Here is a 16,875-nt window from a genome sequence, read left to right on the forward strand (position 1 = left end):
ATTTATTGCGAATTGATTATTGAATAAGGTCTACAAATTTAGTTTTAACTTGAATTAGATATTCTTGATCCAATTTGTTCGCCAGAAATAGCCTTAGCAATGTTCCCAGGTTGAAAAATATTAAAAACAACTATTGGGATTTTATTATCTTTGCATAGAGCAATAGCGGTGCTATCCATTACTCCTATTTCGTTGGTTAATACATCTTGAAAGGTGAGATTGTCATATTTGACAGCATCAGAGAATTTCTTTGGATCTCGATCGTAAACCCCATCAACTTTCGTGGCTTTGAAAACAACTTCTGCGTTGATTTCAGCGGCCCTGAGAGCAGCAGTGGTATCAGTTGTAAAAAATGGATTACCGCACCCACCTCCAAAAACTACTACCCTTCCTTTCTCTAAATGTCTTATTGCTCTTCTTCTTATGTATGGTTCAGCAATCTGTTGCATGTCAATAGCAGATTGAACCCTGGTGGGTACTCCAGCTCTTTCTAATCCATCTTGAAGTGTGATTGCATTCATTACGGTTGCAAGCATTCCTACATAGTCAGCAGTGGCTCTATCCATCCCTGCAGCGGATCCTTTTAGACCCCTAAAAATATTTCCACCGCCAACCACAATTGCAATTTGCGTTCCATTTTCAACTACTTTTGAAACATCCTTGGCAATAGATTGAACAATTTCAGGATCAATTCCATAAGGTTTTTCTCCCATAAGAGCTTCACCACTGAGTTTTATAAGTGCTCTAGAGTATGTCATTAAAAGTTCATAACAAACTGACAGTAGCAAGTCTTGGGAGAACGTCTTTATGTCTGTATTGGATCCCTTGCGATGGAAATTTTTCCAAGACTATAAACTAATATTCGATCCCTTCTTGTGCTTTTATTCCCTGCTCTCTAAAAGGATGGTGGATTAATTTCATTTCTGTCACAAGATCAGCTGAATGGATTAATTTTTCTGAAGCGCCTCTCCCAGTCAAGACTACATGTGTAAGTTCGGGGCGTAAATTTATGCCATTTATAATTTCATCTTCATCTATGTATCCAAGTTTTATTGCAACGATAATCTCGTCTAAGATTATAAGTTTATAATTTGGGTCTTTAATATAAGAAACAGCCTTTTTCCAGCTTGATTTAACTAAATTTATATCTTTATTTCTATCTTGTGTTTCCCATGTGAACCCTTCTCCAAGGGCATGAAATTTTAACTTGTCCCCAAATATTTTCAAAGCTAACGTCTCACCTGGTTCCCACCCACCCTTGATGAATTGAATGATTGCAACTTTGTGGTTATGACCAATAGTTCTTAATCCCATCCCAAGGGCAGCAGTAGTTTTGCCTTTGCCTTGTCCGGTATTGATTATTATTAGACCTTTTTCTTTATTCCTTTCTTGTAATCTGTGTGTTTGAATTTCTTTCCTCTTTTGCATCCTTTCTCTATATTTTTCTTCGGTCATATTTGGGATTAAATTTCCTCCCATTCCTATTTTTTCTGCACTCTTGTCTAGGCTGTTAAGTTTTAAATCTTCTTCGGAAATCTTATTTTTCATCCCTTGTCTTAAATTATATAAGTTAATAAAAGAATAATTTCTAAAAATGCTATGGCTATAAATATTAATTATTCTTCTTTTTAAAACTTAACTTTTGAAAGAGCACTATCAACAGCAATTTGTTGGTCTCTTCTTGTTATCCAATGATGATAGGTTTTTGTATGTATTGAAACTGAGTGCCCCATCATTTTTGCAGCTACGGTATTTGGTAGGCCTATTAAGATTGTTCTGACTGCCCATGCATGTCTTAAATCATAGGGGGTAAATGATATTTTATATCTTTTAAATTGTTCAGATACTCTACGTCCGATATGTTGAAGAGTTGTCACCTTGAGATCCGTTTGGATATCTGGGAGTAAATCTGAAGTATCAATTGTGTTATCTAGCTCAAATAAATCAACCCATTCAGGATGAAAGGGCCAAACTTGATGCTCTCCTGTTTTTGTGTTTGGAAAAACACGAAGTATTTGATCTCCATTTTTTTTTAAACAAGATAAGTCACTAAAAAAGACTTCATGATTTCTAAGCCCATAGGTTGCCATTAGCCCAAAAACAAATCTCCATTTTGGATTTGGGATTAATTTAAAACTATCAATAATTTCTTCGTCACTTGGTAAATCTCTGAAATTAGACTCGTGTATTCCATAACCACTTTGAAGTTGTTTCCAGTTCTCTGGAAGCTCCAATTTAAGATATCTAGCTAAAGCGCCTAAAGCAATTCCACATTGTTGTCTGCTCCTTGAGTTTTTTTTGTAACTTAAAAGGATTTTCAGGAGTAGATCCTCGTTTAATTTTAAAGTATATTTATTACTTTCACCAATTAATCTGTTCAAATATGGTTTGTAAGCAGACTGCCAGGTGCTAATCATTCCAGCTGGTGATTTGCTCCTGGATGTGTCAGAAAAAAATTGCCTTTTAAAGTTTTCTATTTCATTGCTTACCACAGATTTATTTGTCTTTGTTGTTGTGATGTTTTTTTCTTTAATCCAATTAGACCAGGAAAATTGATTTTTTTTGAGTTGAAAATCAATCAACTCGATAGCTTTTCTAGCTTCTTCTAGACCATTAATGTTGTGTGGAAGTTTAAGACTTATTCTTTGTATTTTGGAAAGATTATGAGATTTCTTATCTGGCAAAGAACCTCGAATGTTTAAAACTTTACCCCTTTTCTCAATTCTCAGATTGATTCCCTTTGATTCAAGGTCTTGGTTGATATCTAGTAACTTTTGATTCTCGTCCATGATCCTGTAAATTTAGCTAGCTTTACTTTTGTAAGGGTTTATATAACCTTTTATAAGGAGTTTTTTCTGAAATGGCTCGGGTTGGTGTCCTCTTATTAAATCTTGGAGGTCCTGAGAGGATTAAGGACGTTGGACCATTTTTGTATAATTTATTCTCTGATCCAGAGATAATTCGTTTACCAGTTCGTGCTTTCCAAAAACCCCTAGCGTGGCTTATAAGCTTATTAAGAAGCAGTAAATCACAAGAGGCTTATAGATCGATAGGAGGCGGATCCCCTTTACGTCGTATTACCGAGCAGCAAGCACGAGAACTACAGAGCTATCTTAGAAATATTGGAATAGACGCTACAACATACGTTGCGATGAGGTATTGGCATCCATTTACTGAGTCAGCCGTAGCGGATATGAAGGCTGATGGTGTTAGCGAAGTTGTTGTTCTACCTCTTTATCCACATTTTTCGATAAGTACAAGTGGATCAAGTTTTAGAGAATTGAAAAGGTTAAAAGATGGTGACTCTGAGTTCGCGGAATTATCAATTCGTTGTATTCGTAGCTGGTTTGATCATCCAGCCTATGTTTCCTCAATGGCTGAATTAATAAAGAAAGAAATCTTGGCTTGTGATTTACCCCAAGGGGCCCACGTTTTTTTTACTGCACATGGTGTCCCAAAAAGCTATGTAGAAGAGGCCGGCGATCCCTATCAAGATCAAATACAAAACTGTTCACTTTTGATTATTGATAAGCTTGAAAACTTACTTGGACATAGCAATTCATTCTCACTTGCTTATCAAAGCAGAGTTGGGCCAGAAGAGTGGCTAAAACCATATACTGAAGAAGTATTAGAAAAACTTGGCAAATCTGGAATTAAGGAACTTGTTGTGGTCCCAATAAGTTTTGTGAGTGAGCATATTGAAACCCTCCAGGAGATTGATATTGAGTACAAAGAAATTGCTGAGAAGAATGGAATTGTTAATTTTAAAAGAGTTCCAGCACTTGATATATATCCTTTGTTTATTGAAGGATTGGCTGACCTGGTTTCTTCTTGCTTAAACGGAGCGGGGATAAGTTTAGAGGAAGCATCAAAATTGCCAGAGAGAGTAAAACTTTATCCTCAGGAGAAATGGCAGTGGGGTTGGAATAACAGCTCTGAAGTCTGGAATGGAAGAGTCGCAATGATTGTTTTTCTGTGTTTTTTGGTGGAATTAATAATTGGTGGTGGACCTTTACATCAAATAGGTTTGCTTTAAAGAATTAAAATAATTATTTGTATTGATTTGTTTGATAAGTAAACTTCCTATTACAACTTAGAGAATTTAATTAAATCTTTGCTTGATTTAGATTAATTGAAATTATTCACACTAAGATTTATTGTTAGTTTAGATTTTCTTTTGCCGTGACCCTGACTTCTGCGCCCAATCAAATAGGGGATTCAGGATCACAAACTCAAAATGAGATCTCAGGTGCTGATGCCTTGATGGATTCTCTTCGTAGGCATGGAGTAGATACTATTTTTGGTTATCCAGGCGGAGCAATACTTCCAATATATGATGCGGTTTTCAAAGCAGAGCAAGAGGGGTGGTTAAAACATATTCTTGTTCGACATGAGCAAGGTGGAACTCATGCTGCAGATGGTTTTGCTAGGGCAACTGGCAAAGTAGGCGTTTGTTTTGGTACATCCGGTCCTGGAGCCACAAATCTAGTAACAGGAATAGCCACCGCTCAGATGGATTCTGTACCTCTTGTTGTGATAACAGGACAAGTACCTAGACCTGCAATAGGTACTGATGCTTTTCAAGAAACAGATATTTTTGGGATAACACTTCCAATTGTTAAACATTCTTGGGTAGTAAGAAATCCATCTGAAATCGCAAGAGTTGTGGCTCAAGCTTTTCTTATTGCCTCATCGGGTAGACCGGGACCTGTTTTGATTGACATACCAAAAGATGTTGGACAAGAGATGTTTAATTATCTCCCTGTTGAGCCAGGTTCGATAAAGCCACCAGGCTTTGAACTACCATTCGCCCCAGAACATAAAGCCATAAGTGCAGCCCTGGATTTGATTGAAAATGCTGAGCAACCACTCCTTTATGTTGGAGGGGGTGTTATTTCTTCGGGAGCACATGAAACTCTCGCTGCTATTGCTAATAGATTTCAAATACCCGTAACCACAACTTTGATGGGGAAAGGCGCGTTTGATGAACGTGAGTCTTTATCAGTTGGGATGCTTGGTATGCATGGAACAGCTTATGCCAACTTCGCTGTGACTGAATGTGATTTGTTGATTGCGATTGGAGCAAGATTTGATGACAGAGTTACAGGTAAATTAGATACGTTTGCTCCAAAGGCAAAAGTAATTCACTTTGAGATTGATCCTGCTGAAATAAATAAAAATAGATTAGTTGAAGTTTCCGTATTAGGAGATGTAGGAATTAGTCTTGTTAAATTATTAGATCTCAGTAACCAAAGAAAAATAAACCCAAGAACCTCTAACTGGCTGAACAAAATTAATAACTGGAAAAATAATTTTCCTTTGATAATTCCCCCTAAAGAAGGGGAAATTTATCCACAGGAAGTATTAATTGCTTTAAGAGAGTTGGCGCAAGATGCTTTCATTACAACTGATGTTGGACAACATCAGATGTGGGCAGCTCAATACTTGTTAAATGGACCAAGACAATGGATTAGCAGTGCTGGACTTGGGACAATGGGTTTTGGGATGCCCGCTGCAATGGGAGTCAAAGTTGCTTTACCTAAGGAGCAAGTAATTTGTATCGCCGGTGATGCAAGTATCCTCATGAACATCCAGGAGCTTGGAACTATTGCTCAATATAAGTTGAACATAAAAGTAATTATTATCAATAATCATTGGCAAGGAATGGTTAGGCAATGGCAAGAAAGTTTTTATGATGAACGATATTCAGCATCTAATATGTCCGTTGGGGAACCTGACTTTATTTTTCTATCTAAGGCTTTTGGTATTGAGGGGATTGTAATTTCTGAGAGAGACCAGCTAATACCTAAGCTTCAAGAAGCCTTGGCTAGTGAAGGACCAGTTCTTGTTAACGTAAATGTACGAAAAGGTGAAAATTGTTATCCGATGGTGCCACCTGGGAAAAGTAATGCTCAAATGGTTGGTATCCCTGAGATGAAAAAATAATTGTAAAAACTTTTTATGAATAAATTTTTTACAAAGATTTTAATATTGCTAATTTCATTTTTTTGTTTTTATTCGGAAGTTGATGCGGCCGAAATTTTGCAAGTTACTAGTTCGAATGTGTTGCTGATCGGTGATCATAATCGTACCTATACTGTGAAATTAGCATGCACGGAAATCAACCCTGATTTAGAAGAAAAATCAGTTAATTGGCTCAAAAAACAGCTGCCAAGACATACAAAAGTAAATTTAAAACCTAAAGGCTCAGTCGATGGTGTCTTGGTGGCTAAAGTTATTCCTTTTGATAGCAATATTGACATAGCGGACAAATATATAAAAGAAGGATTAGCAACAAATAAATGCTAAGTTAATTATAAAACTCTATATATTTATGATCATGAATATATGCAGCTCCATTGTCTTGAATTAGTTTTTTCTCTTCTGTAAGAATTAAATAGATTTGGATTTGAGTATGTGCAAATTCTATTTGAATTGATTTGATATTGTTTAATACCTTCATTGTATAATTGTGAGATAGCAGCAGCTTTTATGTCAAAACGTATTTTATTAGGGTTAGAGTCTTTTTTGAATAAGGGAATCATTTCTTTTCCTTTGATTGCGTTTATGCATGAATTTTTCGCCGTAAAATTTTCACCTGCGATTTGAGTAATTAAATCTTTAACATCTTTTTTATTTACTTGATACTTTTCCCCGTTAATGGAAGGCCCGAGTGCAATAATTAAGTTGTTTTTATGAGATCCTATTTTTTCTAAACTTTTTAATGTTTTTGAGATAATTTTCTTTTCAAGACCTTTTAATCCGCAATGACAGGCTGCGATATTCCTTGTCTTTACATCAGCGATAAGTATAGGTATGCAATCTGCTGTATATATCCATAAACTTTGATTTTTTGCTTTTGTTATTAAACAATCAGCAACTTTATTTTTTAAATTTAATGTATTATTAACTTGAATCACTTTGCTACAATGTATTTGCTTCAGATAATTAATCTTAGAATTAATATTTAGTTGCTCTTGTAATTTCACTGGCTCATTATTGCTAGGTCTTTTAGTAAAAAATGCATGTATGAAATCATACTCTCTTAATAGTTCAGATTGAAAAAAATCAACATTCTTATAGTTAGATAAAATCATTTTTGTATGATTATCTCTTAAGGGCGACTAATCTATTTTAATAGTTTTGTTCGATATAGCTGTTAAATTTCTCCAATATCTTTTAGCATCCAAAAACCATCTAGGGTATTTTCTTCAGGACTTTTTTGAACTGAAATAAATTGAAGTCCATCGGCGTCTATTTTTGTATTTAGAAAATTATTTTCAATAGCCTTTTTTGCTTCTTCTTCTACATCAGTTACCAACCATCTATCAGCTTGCCCTGCTTCTAAGATTATTTGAGTCCCTTCGATTAAAAGCTTTGCTGGCTCAAGTCCCCCAAGCCAAGCTGCAAGTGCTAAGGATCTTTTTGAACTAAAAAGCCTAATACCTGGAATAGAAATATTTTGATTAATTGAATCTTTTATAGGGATTAAATTGGAAAACTCTATTTTCCATTCATCGGCTTCTCTAAGTGTATCTAGAGATAGGGAAGCAAAGCTCCAAGAGTCACCTCTTACCTCTTCTGGTAAAGGAATAGCCTGGTTTGCAATTGGTTTTGAAGGAGGAGAAAGATTGACGCCGATATAGCCTTTTTGCTGGGGATAAAAATTCCTTTCTCTGTCAATAAGCCACTCCAATAATGAATATGTTCTTCTGCTAGAAATAAGTTCAATATCTATTTGATCTGCTGCACGTTTGATCATTGTTTTCATAGAGGATCGCCAACAACGAATAACGGACGGTTTCTCCCAACCTTGTGAATAAGCTGTATCAATAGCTTCGTCTAAAGCATCTTTTAACCAAATAGAATTAACATTGGATGCTGGACATATCTTTTCCCATTTAAAAGTTTTCGTGGCTTTGAAGTTATTTGTAGATGTGATTAATAATTCCCATCTTTTTTTTCCATTTTCATCAACTATTGGGCGGGAATAAAAGTCTATTTCCCAGTCTGCTTTTTTCAAATCAGATTTTTTTGAAGCAATCACAATTTTTTTTCTTCAATGTAAATTTAAGAGGGTTAGTTGATGCCTTTCTCTTCCTTTTGAGGATCAACTTTTTCTTTATTTAAGCTATTGCGAGCTTTCACTGCTCGCTCATCCGCTTCTTCCATTATTTTTGCTTTATCAGTAATAAGTTCTCCTGGAGGACCCTCCAAAAGGGCTGTGTTTAATCCAATTCGTCCCCGTGAAGGATCTAAATCAGTTATTAAAGCTTTGATAGTCTCACCTGTTTGAAAAACTTCTCCAAGGCTTCTCATGCTTCCATTGGTTACCATTGAATGATGCAATAATCCACTGACTCCCTTCAAATCAACAAAAAAACCATAGGGTTTTATGGTTAAGATTTTACCCTCAATTAATTGTCCAATTTCTAATTCAGAAAATCTTGAAGCAATTGCAGCTTTCTTCTCGGAGAGAACAAGTTTTCTTCTCTCTGGATTTACCTCTAAAAAAGCTGTGTTGAGTGTCTTTGAAACTAGAGATTGATGATTCTCTCCGTCTTCAAGTTGAGATCTTGGAATAAAGCCTCTTAAACCTTCGAAGTCGCATGTAACACCCCCACGGTTATAACCATTTATTTTAACTCGAACAACTTTTCCTTCTTTTGCAAGTTTTTGAACTTTTTCCCAGCTTTTTCTTAGTTCTAATGCCCTACAACTAACTGTTACCATCCCATCTGCATTTTGTTCTCTAGTAACAAGAACTTCGACTTGTAACCCTTTTGGGAAACGTTCTTTTAAATTTGTAATTACCCCTAGACCGCATTCATTTTTAGGCATGAACCCAGGAGCTTTTCCACCTATGTCTACGTATATACCATCGCTTTCAATTGCAATAACTGAACCTTTTGCAATTTCTCCAGTTGTGCCGATTGGTTGATTTTCTTCTAAGGCTGCTAAAAATTCGTCTTCATCAAAATCAAATTCATCAACCGTTCTACTCTTTTGTTCAAAAATATTTTGATCATCAAAAGCTTCAATATTTTTTTTATAGTCAGGGTTATTTTTCGATCTCAGAAGATCTTCCATTGACCTCGGTTGGGAAATTTCGCTAGAGTTTTCCTTAGTTAAGTTCTTCTGTTCAGGAGCTTTCTTTAACTGAGAAATATCTTTTTCGGTTACAACTTTTACATCAAAGCTTTTGTCTTTAGATTGTTCAGAGATCTCTTGATTAGATGAGTCTTTATTAGTGATTTCTTCCTCAGTCTTTCGACTGATGTGAACAACCTGCAATGGTTTGCGGGGTGCATTTATTGCCGGCCTTGGTGGAGTAGCTTTTTTAGGCTGAGGATCTGACCCGGCCATAATACCCTTGGTAATAAGTGAAACATTCTTACAGCCAAGGTTAAGTTGTTTTTTAATTATTAGGAGATTTCTATCATTTTTCAAACCCGTCGATTTGAACATTTGACCTGGCCTGAGGCCTCTAAAGCCGCTTCTGCTAAGGGATCTACATTGGTTTGGCCTTTTGGCGCATGTGAACAACATGGGCCACATTTACCTTTGATTACTGATACTTTTTTTGCTGAAAACATTTTAATTAAGACACTTGAAGGGTTGCCAAAAAGTATGCCGATTTGGATGATGCCATCCCAATCAATTGGTTTTTCTCCTGAGCATCAGGACTTTCCAGGAACTTTGTCCCTATCTGCAAATGTCTTGCTTTCACTGGTTACTGATGTAGGTCAGCAAATAGCTAATATGGGGTTCAAAAGATTAGTTTTCTTAAATGCCCATGGTGGACAAATAGGATTACTACAAGCTGTTTCAAGACAATTAAGAATTCAATGCCCCTCATTAGCTGTTTTGCCTTGCTTTTTGTGGAGTGGAGTTCCTGGGTTGGAAAATCTTTTGACTGATAAAGAGGTTGAGGAAGGACTTCATGCAGCTACCGCAGAAACAAGTCTTATGTTGCATATGGCCAAAGATTTGGTTCAAAATGATTCTTATTTAGATAAAAAGATTTCTAGTGAAGAGATTATTTCTACTCCAAAAGGATGGAGCCTTGAAGGTGCCTCTCCATGCGCATGGCTTACAAAAGATTTGAGTTCTTCTGGTGTTATTGGTGATGCAAGTTCCTCAAATGTTGAATTGGGTGCCGCTTTGGAAAATGCACTAATAGATCATTGGAAGTCAATGTTTATAAGCCTTTTGGACAGTGAATGGCCCCCAGTTATGTCTGAAAGACCTGTTTCTAGCAGTTAAGATGTAATAACTGAACTACCATTTTGCTTTTAATTCTGTAAGATCACTCAGATTGATAAATTTCCAATAGATCTATGCAAGCTCTTGCATCCAACAATCTAACCGTAGAAAAACAAGAGATGAGTTCTGACGCTCTTCCAGATTTTGCCTCAGAATCATACAAAGATGCATATAGCAGGATTAATGCAATTGTTATTGAGGGTGAAGAGGAAGCTTACGCAAATTTTTGTGATTTAGCCAAGTTAATTCCAGAGCATGCTGATGAGCTTGTAAGACTTGGAAAGATGGAAAAAAAACATATGCACGGTTTTTGTGCCTGTGGAAGGAATCTTTCCGTAAAGCCGGATATGCCTTTTGCTAAAAAATTCTTCTCAAGACTTCATAATAATTTCCTAGAAGCTTTTGCTTCTGGTGACACTACAACGTGCCTTTTGATTCAATGTATTTTAATTGAATCTTTCGCAATCTCTGCTTACAACGTTTACATTGGCGTAGCAGACCCTTTTGCTAAAAGAATCACAGAAGGTGTTGTTCAAGATGAATATTTACATTTGAATTATGGCCAAGAGTGGTTAAAGGCCAATCTTGATTCTGTTAAGAAAGATCTAATGAAGGCTAATAAAGTAAATTTGCCTCTAATCAAATCAATGCTTGATGAAGTTTCAAATGATGCTGAAGTGCTTCATATGGATAAAGAGGAGTTAATGGAAGAATTTATGATTGCTTACCAAGATTCCCTTTTGGAAATAGGCTTAGACAATAGAGAAATTGCTAGAATGGCTCTAGCAGCGGTGATTTAGGTTATTTAAAATTTACATTTATTTATCTTCTATTGCTTCCTCAGGAACTTAAAGTTCTTGAGGAATTCTTTTTTTTTGACCTTCGTGGTCTAATCTTCAATCTTGGATAAATATTTTGTTTAAATTTTGAACTTGCTTTCTACCAAATGTTTGGGCTAATCGGACATTCAACAAGTTTTGAAGATGCCAAGAGAAAGGCATTGGATTTAGGCTATGACCATATTGCTGAAGGGGATTTAGACGTCTGGTGTACTGCTCCTCCTCAGTTGGTTGAGCATGTGAAAATTGTAAGTGCAATCGGCAAGACAATCGAGGGAGCTTACATCGACTCATGCTTTGTCCCTGAGATGCTAAGTCGCTTCAAAACTGCAAGAAGAAAAGTTTTAAATGCGATGGAGTTGGCTCAAAAAAAAGGGATAAGTATTACAGCTCTTGGTGGATTTACATCAATAATTTTTGAGAATTTTAATTTGCTTCAAAATCAACAAGTTAGAAATACCAAACTTGATTGGCAAAGATTTACAACTGGTAATACTCATACTGCTTGGATTATTTGTAAGCAGTTAGAGCAAAATGCACCTCGAATAGGAATTGATGTAAGTAAATCTAAAGTTGCTGTTGTTGGAGCTACTGGTGATATTGGGAGTGCTGTTTGTAGGTGGCTTACAAGTCGAACGGGTGTATCAGAACTTCTATTAGTAGCTAGACAGCAAAAACCTTTGACTGAACTTCAGTCTCAACTTGGTGGAGGGAGGATTCTTAGCCTTGATGAGGCTTTACCTGAGGCAGATATTGTGATTTGGGTCGCAAGTATGCCCAAAACCTTAGAAATCGACCCATCCAAAATCAAACGACCCTGCTTGATGATTGATGGAGGATACCCTAAAAATTTAGGTGAGAAGTTTTCAGGACCTGGTATACACGTTTTAAAAGGCGGAATAGTTCAATTCTTTAAAGATATTGGTTGGAGTATGATGGAATTGGCTGAGATGGAAAATCCTAAAAGGGAAATGTTTGCTTGTTTTGCTGAAGCAATGATTCTTGAATTTGAGAATTGTCATACAAATTTCAGTTGGGGTAGGAACAATATCACTCTTGAAAAGATGGATTTTATTGGTCAAGCTTCTGAGAGGCACGGATTTTCTGCTGTTGGATTGAAAAAAAATATTCAGACTTTAACCGTCTGAATATTTGAATAGCTGGTTATGTTTTTATGGCTAGACGTTTTCTTCTCGAATTTGAAAAACCTCTTGTTGAATTAGAGAATCAAATTGATCAAATCAGAGAATTAGCAAGGGATTCAGAGGTTGATGTAAGCCAACAACTTCTGCAATTAGAGACTCTTGCTGCAAGAAGGAGAGATGAAATATTTAATGCACTCACACCAGCTCAAAAGATTCAAGTTGCTAGGCATCCTCAAAGGCCTAGCACACTTGATTACATCCAGATGTTTTGCGAGGACTGGGTTGAATTACATGGAGACCGAAACGGAACTGATGATCAAGCTCTCATAGGAGGCTTGGCTCGAATCGGTGAAAAGTCTGTTCTTCTCATTGGACAACAAAAAGGTAGAGATACAAAAGAGAATGTTGCAAGAAACTTTGGCATGGCAAAGCCTGGAGGCTATAGAAAGGCTTTAAGGCTTATGGATCATGCGGATCGATTTAATCTGCCAATAATCTGTTTTATAGATACTCCTGGAGCTTATGCAGGACTCATCGCAGAAGAACAAGGCCAGGGAGAGGCAATCGCAGTAAATCTGCGAGAAATGTTTAGACTTAAAGTTCCTATAATTGCAACTGTTATTGGAGAAGGTGGCTCTGGTGGGGCTCTTGGTATTGGTGTTGCAGACAGGTTGCTTATGTTTGAACATAGTGTTTATACAGTTGCAAGCCCCGAAGCTTGTGCTTCGATTTTATGGAGAGATGCGGGTAAGGCTCCTGAAGCAGCATCAGCATTAAAAATTACTGGTCCTGATCTTATGAAGTTAGGAATTGTTGATGAGGTTCTAAAAGAGCCTTCTGGTGGGAATAATTGGGCACCGCTTCAGGCTGGAGAAACCTTAAAAAATGCACTTGAGAAGCATTTATCTGAATTATTAGCTTTATCCCCTGATGAATTGAGAGACAATAGATATTCCAAATTTAGGAAAATGGGAAAATATTTGGAATCTCAGTCCATAGAAAGTGAAATTTCAGTTTAAAGTTTTAATGTTTGCTTCTAACTTTCTTGTCAACAGTATTAATTACCGGCGCTTCTAGAGGAATTGGAAGAGCAACAGCTAAAGCTTTTGCTAATTCTGGATGGGATTTACTACTTTTAGCCAGATCAAAAGATGATCTCGAAAAACTTGTTGCAGAAATTGATAATAAAAAAATCAAGGTTTTCTACAAATCAATAGATCTTAGTAATTCCAAAAATATCTCTAATGGGATATCTGAATTGATGAATAGTGGATTGATTCCCTCAGTATTAATTAATAATGCAGGAGTTGCTTGGACTGGAGATCTTTTATCTATGCCACTTGAGAAATGGGAATGGATCATGCAAATGAACCTAACCAGTATCTTTCAGGTTTGCTCTGAAGTGGTTCCTTTAATGAGAAAGAAAGGAGGATTAGTTATCAACGTTAGTAGCCATGCTGCTAGAAATGTTTTCCCGCAATGGGGAGCATATTGTGTTTCCAAAGCAGCATTAGCAAGTTTTACTAAATGCTTAGCAGAAGAAGAACGTAGTAATTTAATACGAGCATGCACACTCACACTTGGATCAGTAAATTCATCTCTTTGGGATGCTGATGGCGTCGGGATGCAATTTGATAGAGATTCTATGCTCTCAGTTGATCAAGTGGCATCTCAGCTTTTGCATCTTGCTAATCAGCCAATTAATCAAATTATTGAGGACATAACACTTATGCCCTCCGCAGGAGCATTCTAAATTAGTCAAATCAAAGTAAAACTCATTTATTGTTTTGTTCTCTTATTTCACGAACAAGAGATTCAACTTTATGCAGGTCTTTAATTCCTGGAGATATTTCTAATCGACTTGAGGCGTCAACCCCATCAGGCCTAAGTTTAGAAAAAATTTCAGGAATTATCTCGGCTGATATCCCACCAGCTAATATCCAAGGAGCTTTAAAAGTTTTGTTAACCAGTAAATCTATTGGGACTCTATTACCCGTTCCGCCAAGTGACTTTTCATCCCATGCATCTAAGAGGATAGCATCAACATTTTTCTCGTATTCACTTATAGTATTTAAATCATTAATAGATTTTAATCTGAAGGCTTTCCATAATTTAATTGTTGAAAATTTATTCTTTAATTCACGACAATAATCAACTGATTCTTCCCCATGTAGTTGGATAACTGATGGTGGAATTGATCTGTTAATTATACGTGTTATTGTTTCTAAATTTTCATTTGCGATAACTAATACTTTCTCAATTTCTGAAGAAACCTTTTCTACTTCATTAAAAATTTTTATACATTCTTCTTCTGCTACAAAACGAGGGGAATTTTTTACGCCAATAACCCCAATAGCATTTATTTTGAGTTGAGCTATGGATTTAGCTTGCCTAGTATTTGTTATCCCACAAATTTTTATTGCTGTTGATTTTATCGAAGGAGATTTTCTGATCATTTTCAGAACATTTATTAGGATTGATTGAAATAGATTTATTGAGATTTGGAGGAATTTAAGCTTGGATAGTTGGGAAGTTATGAAAATCAAGGGCATCCCCTTAAGGATCCATCCTAGTTGGTTCTTGGTATTCTTATATTTTACTTTGTCAGCAAGAGAGCAGTTTGAGACAATGTTGGATGGTCAAGCATCTATTTTTGATGGCTGGCTGATAGGTGTTTTTACGTCGATTCTTTTGTTCATATCTGTTTTATTGCATGAATTGGCTCATTCTTTTGTGGCAATTGGAGAAGGTCTAAAAGTTAGAGACATAACACTTTTTTTTCTTGGGGGAATGGCAAACCTAGAAAAAGAATGTAAAACTTCGAAAGGAAGTTTGAAAATTGCAATTTCAGGACCAATAGTTAGTCTTTTTTTAGCCTTTTTAATGATTTTATTAAGTAATAATTTATCAGTATCCAATCTTGTTTTTTCGAACTTATTTAAGCAGGTTGGGAATCTTAACCTTTTAATAGGGATGTTTAACTTGCTTCCTATAATCCCTCTTGATGGTGGTGTAATATTAAAATCTTTAATTTGGTATTTTACTGGGAGTAAAAGAAAAGGTATTAAAGTTGCAATAGCCTCTGCAAGATTGATTTCTTTTCTTGCTATCTTTGTAGGCATTTTTAGTTTGCTTAGTGGTAGCTTTTATGTTGCATTTTGCTTTTTTATTATTGGTTTATTTATCTTTACTTCAGCCAAGTCACAGAGCCAAATTATAAAAATACAAAAGATATTATCTGAATTGAATGTCAATCAAGTATGCAGTCGCTCATACAGGGTCCTAGAGGATAATTTGTCAGTTAAAATTTTATCTGAATCTAATTCATTCAATAAAAATAATGGCTCTAATCAAGATTGGATTCTTTTGTGCAGAGAAGGTAGATGGGTTGGTTATGTGCATGAAAAAATCTTGAAAGATATTGTTGTGCAAAATTGGGATAAAAAGTTTCTTTATGAGTTTTCATTGCCAATAGATGAATTGCCATCGATTAGTGAAAATGAATCTTTATGGCAAGCAATAATAAAAATTGAAAAAACAACAGACGCAAGATTACTTGTTCTTTCAAGTGCTGGCCTCCCTTTAGGAACACTTGATAGAGTAGATATAGGTAAAGCAGTACTAAAAAAAATTGGATTAAATCTTCCAGATCAATTAATTAAAGTCGCAAGACAAGAAAATATTTATCCAATAGGATTGAATCTTTCTCAAATAGCAAATTCAATGGCTTCGAGTGATCTAGAGGATAGTCAAAAATGATTGATCTTGTTGAATTTTTTTTATAGATAAACGTTTTATTATTTCTTTGTCTTTTTTATCTAATTTGTAATTAGACATTTCTAAACCAGGCCATATTTTGCTGAATGACTTTTTTAAAATATTTATAACCTTGCTTTTGTCTTTGATTTCATTTTTTATCTTTGGTGGATCAGTATTGAAAACTTTCTTCCATAATTGTTTTGACGGTTCCATTAATATTTCTCCATGTTGAAGCAAGTGTCCCTTTCTCCAGTATTGTGCACTTCCAATATGCTTGTTTTTATCTTTATCAATCAAGTCAGCTAATGTTGAAGTTGAAAAACAATTACTATTAGATATATGCACAGGATCAGTCCCTAAAGATAGATCCACTCCAGCTTTTTTTAGACCACATTTTAACCATTGAGTTATCTTTAGGTATGATTCTTTTTTGTTCCTTGGTGGATATTTCCATATGAGTGCATAAGTCAGCCCTCTGCTATGAAGAACAGCATTCCCTCCGCTAGGCCTTCTTACGATTTTCAACTCTTCATTTTTTATAAGTTTAAGCCAACCTTGTGGTAGTTCCTTTTGATTTTTACCAATCGACAACCAGTCCCCATCCCAGGTGTAAAAACGAATTGCCATATTGAATTTTTGGTCAGTAAATGATTTCTCTAATAAGAAGAGATCAATTGCCATTTGTTCTGGTCCACTTAATTCAAGAGGACTTAAATAAAGAACTTCTTCTCGATTATTCATTTGGCTTTTTAGTTATTTGTTATGAAAACTTTTCAAGTAGAAGCTAAAACATTATAAACTTAATCTTAGGATATTAAAAGCTATTTGATTATATTTTTAGTCAAAGTATGATGTTAAAGATTTAT

Annotated in this window: 17 protein-coding genes; 9 read left to right on the forward strand and 8 right to left on the reverse strand. The window is 35.6% G+C overall.

The features are described 5' to 3' along the window. Positions 1-44 precede the first annotated feature (44 nt). The 3 genes from pyrH to AC6EIY_RS10780 all read right to left on the reverse strand — a co-directional run bounded on the left by pyrH (position 45) and on the right by AC6EIY_RS10780 (position 2,789). Entirely contained in the window at positions 45-758 is a 714-nt protein-coding gene (gene pyrH, locus AC6EIY_RS10770; protein WP_498506878.1) for a UMP kinase, read from the reverse strand. A gap of 97 nt (positions 759-855) precedes the next feature. Then, positions 856-1,548 carry a cob(I)yrinic acid a,c-diamide adenosyltransferase gene (gene cobO / locus AC6EIY_RS10775; protein WP_498506879.1) on the reverse strand — a complete coding sequence of 231 codons (693 nt, stop codon included), beginning with the start codon at positions 1,546-1,548 and terminating at the stop codon, positions 856-858. A gap of 80 nt (positions 1,549-1,628) precedes the next feature. Beyond that, a complete protein-coding gene (locus tag AC6EIY_RS10780) occupies positions 1,629-2,789 on the reverse strand; it encodes a site-specific integrase (protein ID WP_498506880.1) in 1,161 nt (386 codons plus the stop codon). A gap of 71 nt (positions 2,790-2,860) precedes the next feature. On the opposite strand from AC6EIY_RS10780, the gene hemH reads away from it, so the two are divergent. From hemH to AC6EIY_RS10795, 3 genes are all read left to right on the forward strand, one after another. Further along, a complete protein-coding gene (hemH, locus tag AC6EIY_RS10785; protein ID WP_498506881.1) occupies positions 2,861-4,036 on the forward strand; it encodes a ferrochelatase in 1,176 nt (391 codons plus the stop codon). 146 nt (positions 4,037-4,182) lie between these two features. Continuing rightward, positions 4,183-5,946, forward strand: coding sequence for a biosynthetic-type acetolactate synthase large subunit (ilvB, locus tag AC6EIY_RS10790; protein WP_498506882.1), 1,764 nt, complete (start codon positions 4,183-4,185; stop codon positions 5,944-5,946). A gap of 15 nt (positions 5,947-5,961) precedes the next feature. Beyond that, entirely contained in the window at positions 5,962-6,309 is a 348-nt protein-coding gene (locus AC6EIY_RS10795) for a nuclease (RefSeq protein ID WP_498506883.1), read from the forward strand. A 29-nt stretch (positions 6,310-6,338) separates the two neighbouring features. Here AC6EIY_RS10795 and pgeF read toward each other — a convergent pair whose 3' ends face one another. The 3 genes from pgeF to AC6EIY_RS10810 form a co-directional block, all read right to left on the reverse strand. Further along, a complete protein-coding gene (gene pgeF / locus AC6EIY_RS10800) occupies positions 6,339-7,097 on the reverse strand; it encodes a peptidoglycan editing factor PgeF (RefSeq protein WP_498506884.1) in 759 nt (252 codons plus the stop codon). A gap of 62 nt (positions 7,098-7,159) precedes the next feature. Next, positions 7,160-8,047 (reverse strand): Tab2 family RNA-binding protein, encoded by an 888-nt coding sequence (locus tag AC6EIY_RS10805; protein WP_498506885.1) that lies wholly within the window; start codon positions 8,045-8,047, stop codon positions 7,160-7,162. A gap of 32 nt (positions 8,048-8,079) precedes the next feature. Next, positions 8,080-9,366 carry a S1 RNA-binding domain-containing protein gene (locus AC6EIY_RS10810; protein ID WP_498508225.1) on the reverse strand — a complete coding sequence of 429 codons (1,287 nt, stop codon included), beginning with the start codon at positions 9,364-9,366 and terminating at the stop codon, positions 8,080-8,082. Between the two features lie 102 nt (positions 9,367-9,468). On the opposite strand from AC6EIY_RS10810, the gene AC6EIY_RS10815 reads away from it, so the two are divergent. The 5 genes from AC6EIY_RS10815 to AC6EIY_RS10835 all read left to right on the forward strand — a co-directional run bounded on the left by AC6EIY_RS10815 (position 9,469) and on the right by AC6EIY_RS10835 (position 14,003). Next, entirely contained in the window at positions 9,469-10,266 is a 798-nt protein-coding gene (locus tag AC6EIY_RS10815) for a creatininase family protein (protein WP_498506886.1), read from the forward strand. Between the two features lie 74 nt (positions 10,267-10,340). Continuing rightward, positions 10,341-11,066 (forward strand): aldehyde oxygenase (deformylating), encoded by a 726-nt coding sequence (locus tag AC6EIY_RS10820; protein ID WP_498506887.1) that lies wholly within the window; start codon positions 10,341-10,343, stop codon positions 11,064-11,066. A gap of 146 nt (positions 11,067-11,212) precedes the next feature. After that, positions 11,213-12,253: a long-chain acyl-[acyl-carrier-protein] reductase gene (locus AC6EIY_RS10825; protein WP_498506888.1), complete on the forward strand. Its 1,041-nt coding sequence runs from the start codon at positions 11,213-11,215 to the stop codon at positions 12,251-12,253. A 26-nt stretch (positions 12,254-12,279) separates the two neighbouring features. After that, positions 12,280-13,269 carry an acetyl-CoA carboxylase carboxyltransferase subunit alpha gene (locus tag AC6EIY_RS10830; RefSeq protein WP_498506889.1) on the forward strand — a complete coding sequence of 330 codons (990 nt, stop codon included), beginning with the start codon at positions 12,280-12,282 and terminating at the stop codon, positions 13,267-13,269. Positions 13,270-13,295: 26 nt separating this feature from the next. Next, entirely contained in the window at positions 13,296-14,003 is a 708-nt protein-coding gene (locus AC6EIY_RS10835; RefSeq protein WP_498506890.1) for an SDR family oxidoreductase, read from the forward strand. A gap of 22 nt (positions 14,004-14,025) precedes the next feature. On the opposite strand, the gene AC6EIY_RS10840 is transcribed toward AC6EIY_RS10835, so the two are convergent. Continuing rightward, positions 14,026-14,706 carry a phosphoribosylanthranilate isomerase gene (locus AC6EIY_RS10840; protein ID WP_498506891.1) on the reverse strand — a complete coding sequence of 227 codons (681 nt, stop codon included), beginning with the start codon at positions 14,704-14,706 and terminating at the stop codon, positions 14,026-14,028. Between the two features lie 61 nt (positions 14,707-14,767). Here AC6EIY_RS10840 and AC6EIY_RS10845 point away from each other — a divergent pair, with 61 nt between their 5' ends. Further along, the gene (locus AC6EIY_RS10845; protein WP_498506892.1) at positions 14,768-16,009 is read left to right on the forward strand and encodes a site-2 protease family protein; all 1,242 of its coding nucleotides are present in this window, start codon (positions 14,768-14,770) and stop codon (positions 16,007-16,009) included. On the opposite strand, the gene AC6EIY_RS10850 is transcribed toward AC6EIY_RS10845, so the two are convergent. After that, positions 15,989-16,750, reverse strand: a complete 762-nt coding sequence (locus tag AC6EIY_RS10850; RefSeq protein ID WP_498506893.1) for a lipoate--protein ligase family protein — start codon at positions 16,748-16,750, stop codon at positions 15,989-15,991. The two genes, AC6EIY_RS10845 and AC6EIY_RS10850, sit on opposite strands and share 21 nt — an antisense overlap. Between the last annotated feature and the right edge of the window lie 125 nt (positions 16,751-16,875).

This window comes from Prochlorococcus sp. MIT2304, assembly GCF_059772405.1.